The organism is Amycolatopsis sp. WGS_07 (genome assembly GCF_045278895.1).
Lineage (GTDB): Bacteria > Actinomycetota > Actinomycetes > Mycobacteriales > Pseudonocardiaceae > Amycolatopsis.
The window spans coordinates 9,756,706-9,772,083 of record NZ_CP136053.1; the positions used below are offsets into that span (position 1 = coordinate 9,756,706).

A 15,378-nucleotide genomic window follows, 5' to 3' on the forward strand; every position below is an offset into this window, starting at 1 on the left:
CACGACGGGAGCATCGCGCGGGGCGTCTCCGACCACGCTGCATCCGCCACAGGTGCGAGATCAGTCCAAGACCGGGCTCGTCGTCATGAACCAGTCGTCCAGCAAGGGATACAGGCCGAACCACAGTCCGGCGCAGGCCGCGGCGAACAGCACCGCGAGCAGCACCGCCCGCACCCAGGCCGGGCCGGGCAGGATCCGCCAGAGGCGCGCGATCATCGTGTTCCCTCCGCTTTCGCCGCGCTGCCGACCAGGTGCGCGTCGACGATCAGCCGTTCGTAGTTGTCCCACTTGGGGTTGCAGGTCGTCAGGGTCAGCCGGGCTTCCGCCGGGGTCTGTCCCGGCTGCCCGGGAACGGGCAGGAGCACCCCGACGTCGTCCGGGCGGACGATCCGGTTCGTGTCGACCTCGTAGACGTAGCGGCGGGTCCGGTCCTCCACCGTGATCTGGTCCCCTGGCTTGATCGTGTCGAGGTCCCAGAACATGCCGCGCACCCGATGCCCGGCCACCGCGAAGTTCCCGATCTGGCCGGGCAGCGCCGTCCCGGCATAGTGCCCCGGCGCGTGTCGCAAATCCTTCGACCGGGTCCCCTCGACGACCGTCCACTCCAGGCCCAGTCGCGGTATCGCGAGGACCGCGGCCGGGCCGCCGTCGGCCGGAGGCTCGGCGACCGCCTGCGGCGCGCCGCTGATCGTGGGATCGCTGTCCCACAAGGCCTTGCGCTCCTGCTCGAGCTGGCTCTGCGCGGCGTTCAGCTCGCCCACAGTGCCCCACATCTCGTACCCGAGGAAGCCGAGCATCACCAACCCGACGATGAGGACGGCTTCCCCGAGCACCCCGAACACCGTCCACCGCGCGCTGCTCCGCCGCCTCGGAGCCTGGGTGTCTTCCTCCTCCGCGAGGCGCCGCGCGGTCATGCCGCGCCCGGGCTCGCACCGGCCGTCAGATCCCGGTCATAGTCCAGGATCCGGCTGCGGAGCGCTTCCATGGTCAGCCGGGCCGCGTCGCCGCGACCGAACGGATTCGGCGTTCCCGGCCCCTTCTCCCGCCCGGCCAGCACCGCGCGTGCGGCGGTCACGACCTCGGAGAAGTCGGTGCCGACCAGCCGCGCCCAGCCCGCGTCGACCGCCTCACGGCGCTCTGTCGTGTCGCGGGCCACCAGCACCGGCACCCCGAAGGTCGGCGCCTCTTCCTGGATGCCGCCGGAGTCGGTGATCACCAGCGCGGACCTCGACAGCGCCCAGATCAGGTCCGGGTAGTCCAGCGGCTCGGTCACCGTCACCGCGTCGCACGTCCCGAGGATCCGATGCACGATCTGGCGCACCTTCGGATTCGGATGCGACGGAAGCAAAAACCGCGCGCCGGGGAACTCCCGGGCGATCTGCATCACCGCGCCCAGCACTTCGCCGATGCCGCTTCGCCACGACTCCCGCCGGTGCATCGTCACCAGGATCCGCGGCCTGAGCCCGGCGAAGGCCGCCGCGACCGCGACGTTCTTGGGCGGCAGGCCCTGTCCGGCGATGTGCAGTGCCGCGTCGACGACGGTGTTCCCGGTCACGACGATCTTCTCGTCCGGCACTCCCTCCGCCTGCAACGCCGCGGCGGCCGCCGGCGTGGGAGCGAGGTGCAGGGCGGCGATGCGGGAGACCAGCTGGCGATTGGCTTCCTCGGGAAACGGCGATTCGAGATCTCCGGTGCGCAAGCCCGCCTCGACATGCACGACCGGAATGTGCCGCCAGAACGCGGCCAGCGCGCACGCCAGGGTGGTCGCCGTATCGCCCTGGACGACGACCGCGGCCGGGCGGCGCTCCGCCAGGACCCGGTCCACTTCGGGCACGAGCCGCGTGAACAACTCGCTCAGCGAGCCGGTCTCCCGCGACAGGACGATCCGGTCGTCGGGCGCCACCCCGAACGGGGCCAGGCCCTGGTCGACCATGGCCGGGTGCTGCCCGGTGGCGACAATCCGGGCCCGAAACCCGAATTCCCCGGCCGCGAGCGCGACCGGCGCCAGTTTGATTGCTTCCGGCCGGGTGCCGGCAAAAAGGAGCAGTTCTGGATTCATCGTCATTTCTTCCCCTCCGCGAGTGGCGGACGCCCGCAGTGGCGACAGGCGTCCGCCACCTTCGATCATTTGTCGGATTCCTCCGCCATCCTGCGTCGCCGCCGGGCGAACAGGACGAACATCGTTCCCAGGGCCACGAGGGCGACAGCGAGTGCGATCCACCAGCTCAGGCTGGCTCCGGTGACCGCGAGGCCGCCCGCCGTGCCCGTGCCGACGCGTCCGTGCTTGTACATCCAGGTCCTTTCGGTGCGAGTGTGTGACCAGTGGCTTTCGACGGGCATCCCCGGTTGCTCATGCTTCGACGGCAACCTCCTCCTGATTGAATGACTCGGCGTTCCGCCGCGTTTTGGCCCAGCCGTGCCGGCCTCGCATCATCCGATACACCGCACGCAGCGAAGTCACGTAGAACAACCCGACGTACAACGTGAAGGCCAGTCCGTAGCCGACGCCGGCGAGCAGATTCGGTCTTCCGATGCACCGGAATTGGTAAATGATTCCCCACACCACGAACGGCCCGGTGGAGATCGCGACGAAAAGCAAGAGAAGGAATACGGTTCGCATCGACGCCGCTCCCGCCAGCATCGCCGGGTCGCGGATCACCGCGCCCAGCAGCAGCGCGACCGGAACCGGGTAGACGACGGCGCCGATCAGCTGGAGCCAGGGCTGGATCAGGTAGTAGCTGGCCTCGATCACGCCGAGTTCGCTGAACTGCGAAGACCGCCAGATCGACGGCAGGTACCGGGCGCACTGCATCGTGCCCTGGCCCCATCGGGTGCGCTGCGTGACGAATCGCCGGAGGCTGTACAGCCCTTCCTGGGACACATAGGAATCCGACGTCGCTGCGGTCCGCCAACCGGCCATCAGCAGGTGCAGCCCGAGTTCGTAATCCTCGAGCAGCAGCCCGCGCCACGGCTGCCCGGTTCCCCGGTCGATCGTGCGCAGCGCCGACATCCTGGTGAACTGCCCGTTGCCGCCCATCGCCACCGTGCCCGCGTACGCACGTGAATGCTGTACGGCCGAAATCGCCGTGCGGAACTCCATGTCCTGCAACTGCACCAGCTTCAGCTCCGCCCAGCGTCGCCAACGACTGCCGGAGGAGGGCGGGGTGTGCCGGTTCAGCATGCGCACTTCCAGCTGGACCGCTCCCACCGACGAGTCCCCGAACAGGTGGCCCGCCGCGCACACGTCCAGGCAGTCCGGAGCGAGCACGCCGTCGGCGTCGACCACCCCGACGATGACCTTCTCCCAGTGCTCGTGCCTGCCCAGCCAGGCCGCGAGCTGCTGGTAGGCGGAGTTGAGCGCGTCGCCCTTCCCGGTGCGCGCGTGCGGCGGACGCCGGCTGACCAGGTGGACGAACGGATCCGGGCTTTCTCCGGCGGCGAGCGACCGGACGATTTGCGCGGTGGCGTCATGCGAGTCGTCGTCGATGACCCACACGTGCGCGTCGGGGAATGTCCTCCGCAGCCGCCGGACGGTATCGCCGATCACCGCTTCCTCGTCCCGGCACGGCACGAAGAAGTGCCAGGAGAAGTCGGCCTGGGATCCGGCCGGCGCCCGCTTCCGGCCGAGGAACGGCACGACGATGGCGCACACATAAGCGATGAAGACGCCGCTGCTCACGAAGGTGAACACGCCGATAATTGTCGCTAGCATGTCCGGGCGAGCCTCTCCGTGACGCACCGCGCGAAGCGGTGCCGGCGTTCGGCGAGCGCAGCGTCGACGATGATCCGACTGGTTTCCGGCATGACATTCCCCGTGGCCCCTCGTGATTGCCTCGCGAATTCCGCGGAACGCAATCAATCCATTCGCACTCGGCGATTCCGAGAATTTTCTCCCCAGAGTATGGACAGCGCCGTCAACGCAGATCAAGAAGATCGGCGTTTTACCCCCGCTGGGCTATAGCAGTTTTAACGGCGGACGCGTGAAACATTCACGCCGCGCGGCGCGGGTCAGCTGCACACCTCGGCCTGAACCGCGTCCCCGATCCATCCGGCCAGTTCCGACGCCGACCGGCCGGCGAGCGCGGGGACGCCTGCCTCCCAGAAGCGAAGCGTGCGCACGCTCGCCGCGGACGCGACCGCGGCATCGCACGCCAGACCGGACCCCAGCTTCCACGACCGGAACACCGCGGCGAAGCCCGGCCCCGGCTCAGCGGGCCACTCCGGCGAGCCCGCGGCGCGAATCCAGCTCCACACGCGACGCAGCCTGGCCCTGCTTCCCAGCAATGCGTCGCCGTCGTCGACGGCTTGCCACATGGCCGGCAGCAACGCCGCCAGCACACTGTTGAACGGCTCGCCCATTTCGAACGCCAATTCGGCCGAGACCGCCCGCGAAGCCGTGACGACCGGTTGGTGGCCGGCCAGCGGAAGACCGAACTGGGCCATGTCCGCACAGCTGGCGAGCAGGCGATCGTGTGCGTCCAGCCCGTCTTTCCCCGCTCGCATGCCAAGCGACACGAGCAAGCTCACGGCGGTCCTGGTTTCCGCCTCGGTCAACGGGTTGGCGTCCTCGTCCGCGACATACCAGTCGGCCGCTCGCATGACCGACGCGGAGATCCCCTCGACAATGGCCTGCGGCGGCAGCGACGTGGTGAACGCGCTGTCGACGACGGCGATGTCCGGCGTCAGTCCCGCGCCTTCCACCAGCCTGGGATGCCCCCGGAGCACTACCGACGCGAAGGGCCGTACCGCCGCGGCCGCGCCGATCGTCGTCGGGACGAACGTCCGATGCAGCTGCGCCGGCGATTCGGGCGGCAACCGGACGACCCCCGGCGGGCACCGCGGGCACGCACGGTCGGCAGCGTCCGCCGGTCGGCCAGATGACGGCAGGCGAGTTTCGTCAGGTCCAGCACCGAGGAGCCGCCGACCGCCACCACCCCGTCCGCCCCCGCCCTCTCCAGCGCGCCCGCCAGCTCTTCGACCTTGCCGAACGTGCAGGGCGACTGCACGAACAGCACCCGGTCGGCCTCGACGCCGAGGTGAACTCGCAGCGTCTCCACCAGAAGGAAGTTCGCCGCGGCGAACCCGGCGCCCACCACCAGCATGAGACGCGATCCCAGCGCCGCCCCGGACGGCACGGCACGCCACACGTCGTCGCCCGCGTACACCCGGGTCCCGCATTCCCACCGCACCACATCGTTGACCCGTCCCATAACCCCTTCGCCTGACTCCCGTCGCGGGTGGCGGCGCATTCCGCGTCCCGATCGCGTGCCGAATCGGGCCGGACGGATTGCCGGCCCGGCCACTGCCGTCGAATTATGCCCAGACGAGCGCGGCGGACCTACACACAATGGGGCACGGTTTGCGACCGAATGGCAAACCGCCGTCGTACCGGGTCAGGCCTGAACCGATTAATGCCATGATATTTTCACGCCATAACCAGGAATAAATGAATGGCATTGCGCCGCAGCTCGGGGCAAGGCCTTCGGCACGAATGACTCGGCCGCCCTCGCTCCGGGCCGGACGGCCACGCCGTGCCCGGCAGCTCCCGTCCAACCTGCTCGCGCGCTACGGATCTGCGGGTGGGCAGCCGACCAGCGCCACCCATCAGTGCTACTGCCAGCAATACCAGCGCCCAAACTCACCCTGAAGGACCGCTCACGAATCACCCGAACAGGTAGGTTTAACGCGCCGGTATGAGCTGATCCCGCATCTAGGATGAAATTATCCGCATTTCACCAGGCTGCGGAATCACGGCTCGGCGGGCCCGATGCCGGGGCAGGAGGAATACGTGACCGTGGCGACCTCATGGTGGACCCGGCGGCGTCCACCGGTCGCCGGACGGCTGGCCGAGCGAGCGAAGTCACCGCGCGGAACGCGAGGATGCCGCACCCATGCGTAGCAGGCTGTTCGACCCCGTAGCCGGCCTCGCCAAAACCGTATGGGCGAACGGGCCGGGCGTTCGGCTGGCGACCTCGGGCATTTGCGCGTTGTACCTGTGGTCCGCGGTGCTGAGCGAGTACCAGCAAGCGAAGCGCACGCACGGAGAGTTCGGAGCCGCCCTGATCGGGGCGAGCTATCTCCCGTTCCTCGCGGTCTGCATGATCGGCCTCGCCTTCCGGATCCGGCCGACCGCCAGCGCCAGGGCCGTCGGCACGCTCGTCCTCGTCCAGTTTTCCCTGGTCTGTGCCAGGGCATTGTGCTTGCCGGACAGCTGGGCTCCCTCGCTCATTCTCACCGGTTGGCTGTGCCTCATCGTTGCCCGCGAGGCCCGCGTCGCGTGGTCGGCCTACGGCCTGCTGCTGACCGTCGGCATCGTCAGCTTCGTGGCTCCGGCCCCGATCAGCACCGGCGACAAGATCTATCACGGCATCAATTTGCTGGTCCAATTCATCGCGATAGGAATCAGTATTCGCGCCTTGACCACTATGGCCGTGCTGACGATCGAGTTGAGAAAGGCGCATTCGGAGATCGGCCGCCTCAGCGCGGCACAGGAACGCGCCCGGATGTCGCAGGAACTGCACGACCGCCTGGGCCACAGCCTGGTCGTGATCATGCTGCGCAGCGAACTCGCCGGACGGCTGGCCGGAACCGACGCGGCGCGGTCGCGGTCCGAGATCACCGCGGTGAACCACCTCGCGAAAGACTCGCTGGACGACATGCGCGGCATCGTGCACGGCGGACTGAACACCAGTTTCGACCAGGAACTCCGCGGCGCCGTCGAGCTTCTCGAGGCGGCCGGCGTCCACTGTGAACTCCGCGTCGCCGCGTCCCCGGACGGGATCACGGCCGAGGCGCTGGGGTGGATCGTCCGCGAAGGAACCACCAACATCCTCAAACACGCTTCAGCCTCCGAATGCACCATCACACTGATGAAAGAAGACCACGACTACGTTTTCCGGCTCGAGAACGACGGCGCGGGTTCAGGGCCTGCTCCGCTACCGCGCAGCATCACCGACCGGGCCGCCCGGCTCGGCGGCTCGGTCAAGGCCGAGCAGGCGAGCGGAAAATTCACCCTCGACGTACGATTGCCCGCCTTGCCGTTCGATTCGGGCAATACCCAGGAATCCTTGCCGAGACAGGAGGCAGCCGCGTGGTGATCCGGGTAATGCTGGCCGAGGACCAGCGAGTCCTCCGCGAGGCCTTGGTCGCGTTGCTCCAGCTGGAGCGCGACCTCAAGGTGGTCGGGGTGGCCGAGCGGGGAGAGGAGGCCGTCCAGCTCGCCGACAGCCTGAAGCCGGACGTGCTGATCCTCGACATCGGGCTGCCCGACATCAGCGGCCTCACCGTGGCCTCCCGGGTCCGGGCGCAGCTTCCGGCGATCCGGATCCTGATGCTGACCTCGCTGGACAAGCCCGGCGTCGTCAGGGAGGCGCTCACCCTAGGCGTAAACGGTTTCCTGCCCAAGGGCGTCGCCGCCGCCGATCTGGTCGAAGCAGTCCGCGACGTCCACGCGGGCAAGCGAGTCGTTTCGCCCGACCTGGTCTCCTCCGCCCTGGCAGCGGGCGAAAACCCCCTCACGCCTCGCGAACGCAGCATCCTCCAACTGGCCGCGACCGGCACCCCTCCCCCGCAGATCGCCACCCAACTGCACCTGGCCGAAGGAACGGTGCGAAACTACATCACCCGGATCATCGCGAAACTCCGCGCCCGCAACTCGACGGACGCCATCCGAATCGCCAAACATTACGGCTGGCTTTGAGCGGGAACAGGGCCCTGGCCTTGTGCGCCCGGACCGCCGGAACTGCTCGGGATTTCTCGAGGACACATCCGTTCCCAGGCCAAAAGCCAAGGACCGTCTGCCGAGTGGCGGTGGGCGGGCAGTCAGAAACCCGGCAACAAAGTTGCGAGTTCTTCAATTCCCTGCATTCGCACGGCAAAGCGGCGCTGGCGGCAGTCCACGCGGAGGAACTCGAGCAAGCGGTCAGCGACCGCCGGACCGACACGTCGTCACGTGGTCGTCCATGGCTGCCGCACTGTCGGGAACACTGGTGTCGCTCCACCAAGAGCCGGAGCCCGCTCGTATGCGAACCCCAACTCTTGGCTGTATCCGGTAGGGCGCGCCTTCAGCGGCTCAACGGTCGAGCGAGTCAACCGGAGGCGACGGGCCGCTCCACGCCCGTCGGACGCTTTCCCTGAATGCAGTCATGCGCTCGCGGACATCGCCGCCGTCGCGCAGGCGACCCTCGCACGCCACCGCGAAGCAGCAGAGCAGAACCAGCCAGGAGAGACGAGTCCACGAAATCCTCCGCCAGGTGGCCGACCAGCGTCCTGGCGCTCCTGCGACGCGAGGGCCAGTGAACCGCCTGCGTCGGCGCAAGAAACGTCAGCTCCTCCGGTCGGCTAACGGCCTGCCGAGGTGAATCGCCGAACCGGGGAGACGAGCGCCGCCGGGCCTCGCGAACACAAGCCTCCCCCATCTGGGAACCGCCGTGGTGCGCCCGGCTGGGCACACCACGGCGCCGCGTCAGAAGACCCAGTCGTAGTTCGACCAACCGGCTTTGATCAGCTGGCCAGTGGCGGCGTTGAACACCGTTTCGGGCTTCGCCGGGTTCCACACGCCGGAGTGGAGGACTCCCCGCAACTCGCCGGACGCGGTGAGCCGGGCGGCGAAGTCGGGGTAGTCGTCGTGGTTGAAGTCGGGGAACAGGATGTGGTCGGCCGTGTTCATGCCCGACCCGATGATCTTGAACCATTTGGCGACGGGCTTCCCGCTGGAGTCGACGTCGGCGAAGAGGTCGAGCATCCACAGGGTTCCGTCGGACATCGTGATGAGGATGTCCTTGAAGTAGTCGCCAGTCAGGTCGGCCAGCTGGATGCCGGTCACGTAGTCCGCGGCGGTCAGCAGCTGACCACGGTAGCTGTAGGACGGCTTGCCGTTGACCATTCCGTCGTTGACGTAGAGGTCGATCGCCTTCGTGCTGGCGTTCTTGATGATGATGTCGGCGCGGCCGTCCGGCTCCAGCGGGTTTTTCGGGTCGCTGCCGACGAAGTCCGCCAAGCAGATCGGCGAACTCGGGGTGAAGCCGGAGATGAACGACGCGTCGGCGCTGAGCTGGGGCACCCCGGCGACGGTGCCCTGGTTGTACGCGGCGTACATCACGCCGGCGCTGTCGATGCTCGCGACGTCGTTCCGGCCGTCTCCGTTGAGGTCGCCCTGGCCGAACCACACCCGGTCGGGAGTCGATGCCCGGATCTGGGTGGGACCGGTGAGGGTGGCGGCGCCGTTGAGGCTTCCGCTTCCCGCGAAGACGTCCAGCCGGGTGGTGGCGCGGTCTCTGGCGATGACGTCGTCGATCCCGTCGCCGGTCAGGTCGTTGGCGGACGAGGTGATCGCCGCACGGCTCTTCGCGGGGGCGGCTTTCTGGTGCTGCAGCATCGTCGCGAGTGCCGGTCCGACGCTCGGCACGGCGGTCTTGTGCGGGGAACCTTGAGCGGTCGCGCTGGTCGTCACCAGCGTGGAACACAGCAGTCCGGCAGTGATCATTCCGGCCAGCAGCGGTCTCTTCGTGGTGCGTTTCATGATCGTCTCCCCCAATTCGTGGTGTGGGTGGACTACCCGGTCAGCTGGCGAGCCAGGTCCGGGACGAACTCGCCCGCGCGCGAGGCGGGCGCGGCTCCGCAGGGACCGTCAGAGACCCCTGGGACGGTGAGCCAGGCTTGCTGAAGTGCGCCCGGCTGGTCGGACAGCACCGAGTCCGGCCCGATCCGGGCACCGGCGGGATTGCAGGTCCCGGTGACGACGGCACCGTTGCGGGAGCTGTCAGCCAGCAGGAAATAGTCGCTTCGGCCGGTAGCGGCAGCAAGGGCTTCGTAGAGTTGCCGAGCGGGCCCGGCCAGCTGTGCGGCCGGGGTGTAGCCGCCGACGCCGAAGGTGACGCCGGCGGCCTGCGCTACCCCGGCGGAAATCAACCGCGCACGCTGCTCGTCGACTGTTCCGCCTGCTGACACGTCCAGGAACACGAACGCGTTGGGTGCCTCAGCGCGGAGCTGCCGCACCGACGCGTCCAGGTAGCGGGTGACCCTCGCGGTGTCCGCGCATTGTCCGCCCAGCAGGCGGGGCTCGAGCACCACGATCGCTTTGCCGTCGCCGAGGCCGCGTGCGAGGCCTCCGACAGCGGACGAACGCTCGGCGGGACAAGCACCAGGCTCGGTGAACGCCGCGACGAGCATCGGCATCCAACGCTGTTTCGCCGCCTGGGCTTGGTAGTCGCGGACGTGCTGGCTCAGGTCCACGTCAGCCGCGGTGAAGCGGTGCGCGACTGGGGTGTAGGCGATGTCGCGCTGGATCGCTTCAGAAGGCTGGCGACTTGCCGCCAACGTTCTGGCGCGTCCAGATCGCGGCTGGGCTTTCGGGATCACGGGCTAGCCGGAACGTGCCAGCGAGCAGGCGCGACGCCGGTGGCGGACCCGCTTCGCCGGGCAGATCGACACATCCGCCCACGAGCAGCAGCACTGCCAGCAAGATCGGTCCCAGCCGGTTCACCGCGCCGCCTCCTCGTCCAAACCGGGGACCGGGTTGGCGAGCGAACGCGCTAAATAGCGCAGCACTCGCTCGCATCGCGCGGGCACCGCCTTCGCGACCGACTCGTCGACCGCACGGAGTTCTCCCGCGATGGTCTCATCGAGTTTTTCCGTCAGAACGTTTCTCCGGGCCCGCATCTCGTTCTCGCTCAACTGTCCGAATCGAACTGGCAACCCGGTGAGGCGCGCGGCTAACGCGCCGGTCAATGTGGTGTCCAGCCTTCCTCGCCGCTCCAGCAGCAACGCCCGGTCCTCGGAAAGGAGGAAAAGCCTGCCGCACGTGCGTCCGAACTGGCGCAATACGTCGACCGTCGCGTCATCCGAGCCCGCCGTATAAGCGCCAAGGCGAGCCGGGAATTCGAAGAAGGTCTCGAACAGCGCCTCCGTCTTGTGTTCCGCCCGAAGCGCGACGAGCGAGGTCAGCCAGGCCGCGAAAGCCGCGGCCAGGTCTGGTCGCGCAGTGGTCAGGACGTCGGTCGCTGTCGCCAGCAGGTAGTCCGCGGCCATCACCGAGGAGGCATAACGCCAGTCCACGCCACAGCTCGGAGCGCTCGCCTCCCCGGCGGGAACGCTGTGCGCGAGTGCGCCGAGAAGGGCCAGTTCGATCGCAGCGGCCACTGGCACCTGACGCACGTCGGGATGGTCGCCTGCCGCCATCAACGCGCCCGCGAACAACGCAGAGGGCCGGATGCCCCGATGAAGACCGTCACGGCCGCCAAGCGTGTGCATCGCTAACAATGGCCATTCGTCACCGATCCTGCGGACAGCCACTTCATTGCAGGCCATGGTGAACGGCGCGAGGTACAGCCGCACAGGATCGGCCGGTTCTCGCCGAGCCCGGAGAGCGTCGTGTGCCATCGCGCCGCCGAAAAGGACCGCACGATGGCTCTGCCGGAAGAACGGATGCTCCGAGGACGCCGAACTCGACAGGATTCGCCAGGCCAGGTGGTAGTGCCGGATCGCGTGCCGGGCGGAGTGGAAGTAGCCGACGAAGGAAGCCCGGAGCCCTGCCTGGTAGGCATCGCTGACCCGCGACGGATCGTTTCGATGGCGAGCGACCGCCTCAGCCGCGATCTCCGCGCTGCGAATCGCGTAGGAGATCCCGTCGCCGGTGAACGGGTTGACTAGTCCTGCCGCCTCGCCTACTGCAAGAGCACCGTCTCGGATCGCGTTCTCCGGCGCGAAACCGGCGTTGACCGGATAGACCGTCAACGGACTGACCGCGACCGCTGCGGCCATCCGCGGGTCAGCCGCGCGCACGACGGACTCGATGCGGTCTCCGGCGAGCGGCCGGGACGACATGGTGGTCACGGACACCGTCGCCGTCCCGGGTGCGCCCGAAACCGGAACCACGCGGACGACCGCCGGGGCCGCCCGCGGATTCTCGTCGTCCGGTTGGGTCAGGTGGGTTACCACGGTGCCTTCGACGGCGCAGTTCCGCCAGGTTCCGGTGACTGTCCACCCGTGTCCCGGCCGCTCGCCGTGCGGCGGTGCACCGGTCGCGTCGACCACCAGCCCGGGCAGGTCTTCGTCGGGCACCGCGGTGGCGATCACGGCACCGGCGGCGACCGCGGCTTCCCGCAACGACTCGACCAGCGTGCGATATGAGCAGATGACCATGCCCGAGCGGCCGAAGTCCCGCGGCGCTTCACCGCCGAACGAAAGCAGCAGACGGCTCACCCCCGCGGCGGAAGCAGGTGCGACGGACTGTTCGACCACCATCTGGTGGTCAGGTCCGGTCCGGGGCCGCTCCACCAGCAGGACGTCGAAGCCGGACGCGGCGAGGAGCCGCGCCGCGGTGCAGCCTGCCGGGCCGGCCCCCTTCACGAGAACATCCATACCGCTTCGGTCACCTCCCGCAGCCTCTTTCCGGCGGCCTCGCGTTCGAACGGGCGAAGTGCCTCGAACGCCAACTCCCGATGGCGGCGGGCTTCGCCGATCGCGTGGTCCAGGCCACCGGACGCGACGACCAGCTCGCGGATCCGCCGCACCGCGGTCGCGTCCATTTCCGGAGCGAGCAGCAACGGCTCAAGCTCGGCGGAACAGACGCGCAAGGCGTGCAGCGTCGGCAGCCCGTAGAGGCCGAGTTTGTGGTCTGTGCCCGCGGGTTTCCCCGAATCACCGGGCAGGAAGTCCTTGCAGTCGTCCTGGATCTGGAAGCACACGCCGATCTCCGTGGCGAACGCCGCGACCGCGGTGACGAACGAGCTGTCGCGGCCAGCACTTCCGGCGCCGAGGACACAGCTGAGCACGAACAGCTCGCTGGTCTTCTTGACCACCATCGCCACGTAGTCCTCGACGTCGAGTTCGGTGTCGTACGCCCGCTCCACATCCATCATCTGGCCCAGCGCGAGATTCGCGGTGCACCTGCTGACGGCGGTCGCGGTGCGCGGCCCGAGGTCGGCGGCTTCTTGCCCCACCAGCGCGACGCAGGCAGTGCCGGCCAAGAGCGCGACGTCGGCTCCCTCCCGCTCGTGCGCGCTCGGCAGGCCACGCCGGGTCGCGGCGCGATCCACCACGTCGTCGTGGACCAGCGACGCGAGGTGCAGCAACTCGACGAGCGCGCCGAGGCGCACCAGCTCCGAACGCCGGGCAGAACTCCCTTCGGCCGCGGCCGCCACCAGGGCGGCCCTGATCCCCTTGCCCGGCCGCTGGACCAAAGGCACCACCGCCGGACGCAGCACCCTGGGCAAGTCTTCGGTCAGCTCGAGGAGTCTCAACCGGACGGAGGCCGGGAAATCCGTCACCCGCTCGAAATTCGTCACCGCGGCCGATGCTCGGCCCCGTAGAGCGATCCGAGCGCCCGGATGGTCGGCACCACGGCCGTCGTGTCCCAGACCTTGTTGAACACGTCAGTCCGGTTCATGAACGCCACCAGCTGCTGGTGGTTCATTCCCTCGGTCTGGCGGACGAGCGAGGTGAACAGATCGTTGGTCGCGTTCGTCTCCTCGGCCGTCATCCTGCCCTGCAACGACGCCAGCCCCAGCGCGGCATCGTCGATGTTCTCCCTGGTCACCACAAGACCCGGCCGATCAGGGTTCGCCAGCGCGGAGTCGACGAAGTTCCGGTACTTGTCGTACATGCTCGCCGCGCCCGCCTTCTCGCTCGGCGACGCCTCGATTCCCTGCGTGCGGTCCAGGATCACGCCGTTGTTCAGGTAGAACAGCTGGGTCAGGAAGTTGCCCGTCGTGCTCGAAGCCATGAACTGGTCGCGAACGCGGTCAGCGAGCGGGATGTCGTTCTCCAGCGGCAGGTCGTACATGGACGCGACCGCGCCGGTCACCTCGCATTTGCTGAGGCCGAGATCGATCGGCAGCCGGGTGTCGCCGTCGCCGCCGAGCCGGATCGTGGAGCCGGAGTCGCCCGGCCAGCCGAACCGGGGAACGCCGACGAGATCGGTGAACCACGCGATCCGCATGCCCCCGTTGATGTTCATGAACACGGGGAACTTCATGTTGATCGCGTGGATGCGGGACGATGCGTATCCGCTCCGCGCGCCGACCTTCTCCACCGGGGCATTGAGATCCGGAGGGCCGGGCACGTAAATGGCTTCCGCGGTCAGCAGGTCGGCGCCGACCTCGGTCAACGTGTTGTCGATCTTCGCCGAGACGCTGTAGAAGTTCGTCGGATCGGCCGCGAAGAACAATCCGACGCAGGGGTGGTCGGTGCTGTAGGGCTCCATCAGGTCTTCCGCGACCGCGTCGGTCACCTGTTTGGCCTCGGCCTCGGACAGCCGCGCCAGTGCGGCATCCGTGATATTCGGCTTGGTCACCCCGAACGTGTAAGGCACGAACCGCGTGACGTTCGCGACCGTGTCCGCCGCTTTCCCGGTGAACGGCTGGGTAATCGCCTGTCCGATCGAGGTGCTGGAGTTGTTCAGGACGAGCACGTGGTTGTTCGACAGGATGCTCGGCCAGCCGTCCTTGAGGTCGCGGACGATCGCGCCGAGGCTGCCGTAGCCGTCCATCGCGATGTTGCTGATCTGGCTGCCCTGGCGCACCGGCCGGTACCTGCCGGTGATCGTCGCCGGCGCGTCCGGGTCGAATGTCGTCGTGCCGCCCAGCATGAAGGGACCGGCTTCGACCACGTCGATACCGTGGTTCACCCCGTCGACGTTCACCTGCCTCGGCAGCAGATCCTCTTGCAAGAGGAGTGCGGGCGAACGTTTCTTTGTCACGAAGGCAACGATTACGGGCTCGTCGGTTGTCTCGCCGTTGCGGATGCGGTAAGCCACGCCCGCGCCGTTGAAACCCCGCCGCTGCGCGAATCCGCGGATCAGGTCGTCGCGGCCCTGCTGCAGTCGATTGTGGGCCTGCCGGGAGAACGTCATCTCGCTCCGGCCTCTCTCCCGCGCGCCGGCATCGCGGCGAACCTGCGTGCGTAATCCAGCCACAACTCCGCCGCGGGCCGCTGCCCCGGTTCGAACCGGGACGAGATCGTCGCGATCGCAGCAGAAACCACGGCCAGCAGTCCGCGGACCTGAGCGGAACTCGCGGCCGCCCGGCCGAAGGCCCGGACGACCGTTTCCTCGTCGTCCCGCACCGACAGCATCGTCCGCACCTGGGCAAGACCGTCGACGAGATCGCCGCGAATGTCATCGCTCATGCGCGAAAGCACCTGCTGCAACCGCTTCTTGGTGACCCGCTGCTTCGCAGTCCCCTGCTCGTCGAACGCGGGAAAGGCGACCGGGAGAACCGCGACTGTGCCCGCGACGTGCAAAAGCAGTTCCTCGTCGGAATCGTGCGAGGTCAGGGGTGCCGCGGCAGCGGTCGGTGCCACACCGACAACAGACACCGCAGCGGCTGCAACAGTGCCCGCGAGCACTGTTCGCCGCGCGATCCGCTCCGCCGGGGCACC

At 68.3% G+C, this 15,378-nt stretch carries 16 protein-coding genes; 2 read left to right on the plus strand and 14 right to left on the minus strand.

The window, feature by feature from the left end:
- Positions 1 to 60: 60 nt before the first annotated feature.
- The 7 genes from RPX00_RS45650 to RPX00_RS45680 all read right to left on the minus strand — a co-directional run bounded on the left by RPX00_RS45650 (position 61) and on the right by RPX00_RS45680 (position 5,210).
- A complete protein-coding gene (locus RPX00_RS45650; protein WP_406635404.1) occupies positions 61 to 216 on the minus strand; it encodes a hypothetical protein in 156 nt (51 codons plus the stop codon).
- Entirely contained in the window at positions 213 to 914 is a 702-nt protein-coding gene (locus RPX00_RS45655; RefSeq protein ID WP_406635406.1) for a class E sortase, read from the minus strand. The genes RPX00_RS45650 and RPX00_RS45655 overlap by 4 nt, the downstream gene beginning before the upstream one ends.
- Positions 911 to 2,065, minus strand: coding sequence for a non-hydrolyzing UDP-N-acetylglucosamine 2-epimerase (wecB, locus tag RPX00_RS45660; protein ID WP_406635408.1), 1,155 nt, complete (start codon positions 2,063 to 2,065; stop codon positions 911 to 913). The genes RPX00_RS45655 and wecB overlap by 4 nt, the downstream gene beginning before the upstream one ends.
- Before the next feature lie 59 nt (positions 2,066 to 2,124).
- Positions 2,125 to 2,292, minus strand: a complete 168-nt coding sequence (locus tag RPX00_RS45665) for an LPXTG cell wall anchor domain-containing protein (RefSeq protein WP_101438528.1) — start codon at positions 2,290 to 2,292, stop codon at positions 2,125 to 2,127.
- A gap of 58 nt (positions 2,293 to 2,350) precedes the next feature.
- Positions 2,351 to 3,712, minus strand: coding sequence for a glycosyltransferase family 2 protein (locus RPX00_RS45670; RefSeq protein WP_406635411.1), 1,362 nt, complete (start codon positions 3,710 to 3,712; stop codon positions 2,351 to 2,353).
- 296 nt (positions 3,713 to 4,008) lie between these two features.
- Positions 4,009 to 4,815, minus strand: a complete 807-nt coding sequence (locus RPX00_RS45675; protein ID WP_406635413.1) for an iron-containing alcohol dehydrogenase — start codon at positions 4,813 to 4,815, stop codon at positions 4,009 to 4,011.
- Positions 4,725 to 5,210 carry an iron-containing alcohol dehydrogenase gene (locus RPX00_RS45680; protein WP_406635415.1) on the minus strand — a complete coding sequence of 162 codons (486 nt, stop codon included), beginning with the start codon at positions 5,208 to 5,210 and terminating at the stop codon, positions 4,725 to 4,727. Before RPX00_RS45680 ends, RPX00_RS45675 begins: the two co-directional genes overlap by 91 nt.
- A gap of 681 nt (positions 5,211 to 5,891) precedes the next feature.
- Between RPX00_RS45680 and RPX00_RS45685 the strand changes: the two genes are divergently transcribed.
- Positions 5,892 to 7,097 (plus strand): sensor histidine kinase, encoded by a 1,206-nt coding sequence (locus RPX00_RS45685; protein WP_406635417.1) that lies wholly within the window; start codon positions 5,892 to 5,894, stop codon positions 7,095 to 7,097.
- Complete coding sequence (locus tag RPX00_RS45690) at positions 7,091 to 7,699, plus strand: response regulator (protein WP_406635419.1); 609 nt, start codon at positions 7,091 to 7,093, stop codon at positions 7,697 to 7,699. The genes RPX00_RS45685 and RPX00_RS45690 overlap by 7 nt, the downstream gene beginning before the upstream one ends.
- A gap of 765 nt (positions 7,700 to 8,464) precedes the next feature.
- Here the strand turns inward: RPX00_RS45690 and RPX00_RS45695 are convergent.
- From RPX00_RS45695 to RPX00_RS45725, 7 genes are read right to left on the minus strand one after another with little or no spacing between them, the layout of a single operon-like run.
- Positions 8,465 to 9,520 carry an FG-GAP repeat domain-containing protein gene (locus RPX00_RS45695; protein WP_406635421.1) on the minus strand — a complete coding sequence of 352 codons (1,056 nt, stop codon included), beginning with the start codon at positions 9,518 to 9,520 and terminating at the stop codon, positions 8,465 to 8,467.
- A 32-nt stretch (positions 9,521 to 9,552) separates the two neighbouring features.
- Positions 9,553 to 10,317 carry a hypothetical protein gene (locus RPX00_RS45700; protein WP_406635423.1) on the minus strand — a complete coding sequence of 255 codons (765 nt, stop codon included), beginning with the start codon at positions 10,315 to 10,317 and terminating at the stop codon, positions 9,553 to 9,555.
- Positions 10,292 to 10,483 carry a hypothetical protein gene (locus RPX00_RS45705; protein WP_406635425.1) on the minus strand — a complete coding sequence of 64 codons (192 nt, stop codon included), beginning with the start codon at positions 10,481 to 10,483 and terminating at the stop codon, positions 10,292 to 10,294. Before RPX00_RS45705 ends, RPX00_RS45700 begins: the two co-directional genes overlap by 26 nt.
- Entirely contained in the window at positions 10,480 to 12,360 is a 1,881-nt protein-coding gene (locus RPX00_RS45710; RefSeq protein ID WP_406635427.1) for an FAD-dependent monooxygenase, read from the minus strand. Before RPX00_RS45710 ends, RPX00_RS45705 begins: the two co-directional genes overlap by 4 nt.
- Complete coding sequence (locus tag RPX00_RS45715) at positions 12,345 to 13,286, minus strand: polyprenyl synthetase family protein (protein WP_406635428.1); 942 nt, start codon at positions 13,284 to 13,286, stop codon at positions 12,345 to 12,347. The genes RPX00_RS45710 and RPX00_RS45715 overlap by 16 nt, the downstream gene beginning before the upstream one ends.
- Complete coding sequence (locus tag RPX00_RS45720; protein ID WP_406635429.1) at positions 13,283 to 14,851, minus strand: hypothetical protein; 1,569 nt, start codon at positions 14,849 to 14,851, stop codon at positions 13,283 to 13,285. The genes RPX00_RS45715 and RPX00_RS45720 overlap by 4 nt, the downstream gene beginning before the upstream one ends.
- The gene (locus tag RPX00_RS45725) at positions 14,848 to 15,300 is read right to left on the minus strand and encodes a hypothetical protein (RefSeq protein WP_406635431.1); all 453 of its coding nucleotides are present in this window, start codon (positions 15,298 to 15,300) and stop codon (positions 14,848 to 14,850) included. Before RPX00_RS45725 ends, RPX00_RS45720 begins: the two co-directional genes overlap by 4 nt.
- Positions 15,301 to 15,378: the final 78 nt, after the last annotated feature.

What these genes read in the sequence shown, in the direction of transcription:
- wecB (WP_406635408.1), bottom strand. Translation starts at nt 2,065, where the DNA reads ATGACGATGAATCCAGAACTGCTCCTTTTTGCCGGCACCCGGCCGGAA.
- RPX00_RS45665 (WP_101438528.1), bottom strand. Translation starts at nt 2,292, where the DNA reads ATGTACAAGCACGGACGCGTCGGCACGGGCACGGCGGGCGGCCTCGCG.
- RPX00_RS45650 (WP_406635404.1), bottom strand. Translation starts at nt 216, where the DNA reads ATGATCGCGCGCCTCTGGCGGATCCTGCCCGGCCCGGCCTGGGTGCGG.
- RPX00_RS45655 (WP_406635406.1), bottom strand. Translation starts at nt 914, where the DNA reads ATGACCGCGCGGCGCCTCGCGGAGGAGGAAGACACCCAGGCTCCGAGG.
- RPX00_RS45695 (WP_406635421.1), bottom strand. Translation starts at nt 9,520, where the DNA reads ATGAAACGCACCACGAAGAGACCGCTGCTGGCCGGAATGATCACTGCC.
- RPX00_RS45710 (WP_406635427.1), bottom strand. Translation starts at nt 12,360, where the DNA reads ATGGATGTTCTCGTGAAGGGGGCCGGCCCGGCAGGCTGCACCGCGGCG.
- RPX00_RS45680 (WP_406635415.1), bottom strand. Translation starts at nt 5,210, where the DNA reads ATGGGACGGGTCAACGATGTGGTGCGGTGGGAATGCGGGACCCGGGTG.
- RPX00_RS45670 (WP_406635411.1), bottom strand. Translation starts at nt 3,712, where the DNA reads ATGCTAGCGACAATTATCGGCGTGTTCACCTTCGTGAGCAGCGGCGTC.
- RPX00_RS45720 (WP_406635429.1), bottom strand. Translation starts at nt 14,851, where the DNA reads ATGACGTTCTCCCGGCAGGCCCACAATCGACTGCAGCAGGGCCGCGAC.
- RPX00_RS45685 (WP_406635417.1), top strand. Translation starts at nt 5,892, where the DNA reads ATGCGTAGCAGGCTGTTCGACCCCGTAGCCGGCCTCGCCAAAACCGTA.